At 71.7% G+C, this 3,136-nt stretch carries 2 protein-coding genes and 1 pseudogene; all 3 read left to right on the top strand.

Features of this window, described 5'->3' with window-relative positions; all coding sequences use genetic code 11:
• Positions 1-307 precede the first annotated feature (307 nt).
• Complete coding sequence (locus Manayef4_RS22275) at positions 308-865, top strand: BlaI/MecI/CopY family transcriptional regulator (protein WP_011434723.1); 558 nt, start codon at positions 308-310, stop codon at positions 863-865.
• Between the two features lie 13 nt (positions 866-878).
• Positions 879-2,117 (top strand): M56 family metallopeptidase, encoded by a 1,239-nt coding sequence (locus Manayef4_RS02525; RefSeq protein ID WP_070130500.1) that lies wholly within the window; start codon positions 879-881, stop codon positions 2,115-2,117.
• Positions 2,118-2,587: 470 nt separating this feature from the next.
• Positions 2,588-3,136: pseudogene (locus Manayef4_RS02520) on the top strand (MarR family transcriptional regulator); the annotation flags it as partial.

The following is a 3,136-nucleotide window of genomic DNA, read 5'->3' as shown; positions in this document are numbered from 1 at the left end:
GATGGATAGCCCGTTCGGCGGATAGCCCGTTCGGCGGATAGATAGTCCCCTAAGTCATGAAGATGTTTCCTTGTAAAGGAATTCGGGCCGCGTGAACGGCGGCGGATCAGTCAGCCGGCGGGTTCGCACTGGTCCGGAGCCGGGCGCCGATCGGGAGCCGGGAGGMAGATCGGGGGCTGGAAGGCCGGTTCCTCCCCGGTTCCTCCCCGACGGCCGGCACCGTTGCCGCGTGGCTGTGACGCAACAGGCCTCAACGAAGCACCCCGTTCGGTTCCACGAATGTTCTACGCCACGTAGGATTGGCACCATGGCGCGCCTGGGTGACCTCGAACGGTCGGTCATGGACGTGTTGTGGGCGAGCGACGACTGGCTGACCGCCCGCGAGGTCGCCGGCCGTCTCCAGCATGAACGCGATCTCGCGTACACCACCGTGCTGACCGTGCTCGAACGGTTGGAACGGAAGGGATTCGTGCGGCGTCAGCGTTCGGCGCGCGCGCATCGCTACGCGGCCAGCGACAGTCGCGAGGCCGTCGTGGCCGAGGCGATGATGGAGGCGCTCGGCACGGCGGACGATCGTGGTTCCGCCCTGGTCCGCTTCGTGGGGTCGGTGTCCGCGGAGGAGGCCGAGATCCTTCGCCGTGCCCTGGAACCCGTCGGTTCCGGGGCACCCGGCATCTTCGTGCCTGGCGCCGAGGCCCCGCGCGCCGAGGATCCGCAGGCCGAGGATCCGCACACGGAGGTCCGGCACGCCGAGGCCCGGCGCGGTCCGGCGATCGGAGACCCGCCCCGCGACGACCCGGAGCAGATCGTCACGGTAGCCACCGACCCGGATCGAACGGCCCAGATTCCGCCCGACCACCGGTAGCGTTAGCCGGGACATGACGACCGCGGCACTTCTCGCCCTGTTCGCGGGCGTGTTGGCCTGGCCGGTCCCACGCCTGCTGGCCGCCGCGCGYTGGCCCTACCGATGTCCACGGGCGGCGATCGTGCTCTGGCAGGCGGTCGGTCTGGCCGGCGGAGTGTCGGCGCTACTCGCGGCGATCGCGTTCACCGTCTCACCGCTGTCCGGCGACACCCCGACCGCCATCGTCGACCATCTCGACAACATCGCGGCCGGCGCGCCGCTGACGGGCCTGGGCCTGATCAACCTCATCGGCCTCGCTGTGGCGGCGGCCTTGGCCTCCCGGCTGTTCGGGGTGCTCGRCACCTCCAGCGCCGCCACCCTTCGCGAGCGTCACCGACACCGCGACCTGGTCGATCTGGCTGGCCGTCGGCATCGCCGGCATGAGACCTGCGTCCCGCCCGGCCATGCGTCCCATCATTCCGGCACAGCCGCGGACTCTGGTGCGGCCACCGACCCTGGCACAACCGCCGACGGCGGGGGCGCAACCGGCTGCTGCCTGTGCGAACACCGGGACCGGGCCGGCATTCTACTGCGTATCCTCGATCATCCCGTCGCGGTCGCCTACTGCGTGCCGGGGGTGCGGCACGCCCGGGTTGTGGTCTCCCGCGGGCTACTGAACACCCTCGACGCCACCGAACTGGACGCCGTGCTCGCCCACGAGGCGGCCCACGTCGCCGGTCGTCACGACCTCGTCATCCAGCCGTTCGTCGCGTGGGAGCGGACCTTCCCGTTCCTGGACCCGGCCAGGGAGGCGACCGCGGCCGTCTCGCTCCTCGTCGAGATGCTCGCCGACGACGCGGCGGCCCGGCAGACAAGCCGCCGATCGCTCGCGCGGGCCTTGGCCCGGCTGGGCGGGGCAAGGGCACCGGTCCCCGCCGGGGCGCTGGGGATCATCGATTCTCCGGCCGCTGTGCTGCCCGCACTCGGCTCCCACGAGCCTACGGCGGTCGGCGTCCGCGATTCCGGCCCGCCCGGCCCGGGCAACCCAGACGCCGGCGGGCCAGACCCCGGCGATGCGGCGCCCGGCGATGCGGCGCCCGGCCAGACACGACCGGTCGGCGGCGGCCCCCGGCGCGGCACGGCCAATCCGGTCATCTCGCGGATCACCCGGCTCCTCGACCCGCCGGAAGTGCCATGGTGGATGCCGCCGTGCGCCTACTTCGGGGCGATCATCGTGCTCGCCGCGCCCCCGCTTATTCTCCTAGTCGGCTGAGTGGAAGGCGATAATCTCTACTTTTTTTATTGACAAGCGGCGGAATGATATCTACTGTCAGCGTCATGAGCCGGCGCCCGCTTCTGGTCTGCCGTGCACACATTGACTTTCATCGCGTCGCGAGCGCGCTCTGTCACCCTTACCATCGATCCCGCTGATCATCAGGCCCCGTTCCGCCGACTGGCATCCGTCACCGTAAGCCCCCGGCGCCCGGTGACGGCACCTGCCGCCTCCTACCCGAGCCGGCCAACGGCCGCCGACCTGATGTCAGCGAAGGGTGGGCCCCTCCCTCCGGTCCACCGTCCCTGTGGTCAGCCGGGCCCCCGGTCCTGACTTTTCCGTGCGTTCCACCTGCCCTGTGTTTGCACGCCTTGCGCGTGCGCGGCGACGAGAGGCCCCGTCGGCCGCGTGGTCGCATCGCGAGGAGGTTCTCCGTGCCCGTACGCGACAAGGCGCCAGTACGCGACAAGATGTCGGCGCGGGAAACGCTGCCGGCGCAGGGARGGCCGCGGGCCGCGGCGGGGGTCGTCTCCAGGCTTGGAGCCGGGAGAACCACTGCCGGCGGCCCAGGCAGCCMAGGCGGCTCCGGCGGCTCCGGCGCCCCCAGTGGTTACGGTGCCCCGGGCGGCCCCGCGGGCTCCGCGGCGGCGATCCTGCGGGCGGTCCTCGACCACGGTCCGGTCGCCCGCACCGCCATCGGGAGGGCAACAGGGCTCAGCCCGGCGGCGGTCTCCCGGCAGACAGCCGGGCTGATCTCCCTGGGTCTGCTCCGAGAGCTTCCCGCCTCCTCGCTGGCTCCCCGGGCCGGGCGGCCGCACGTGCCCCTGGACGTGGACACCGACCTTCATCTGGCCTGCGGGGTGCACATCGCCGTCCCGTTCGTCACCTTCAGCCTTGTCGACCTGCGTGGACAGGTGGTGACGCGGGAGCAGTTGCCGCGGGAGGGGGGCCCGGCGGACGTCCTTCGGATGATCGCCCGACATCTGCCCGACTTCCTCGCCCGGCGCGCCCAGGGCAAC

Source organism: Frankia sp. CgMI4, assembly GCF_001756285.1.
GTDB lineage: Bacteria > Actinomycetota > Actinomycetes > Frankiales > Frankiaceae > Frankia > Frankia casuarinae.
The sequence above is the reverse complement of the archived record's forward strand: the minus strand, read 5'-3'. Positions and strand labels throughout refer to the sequence as shown.

Excerpts from the sequence above, each read along its gene's own strand:
- Manayef4_RS22275 (WP_011434723.1), top strand. The coding sequence starts at position 308 with ATGGCGCGCCTGGGTGACCTCGAACGGTCGGTCATGGACGTGTTGTGG.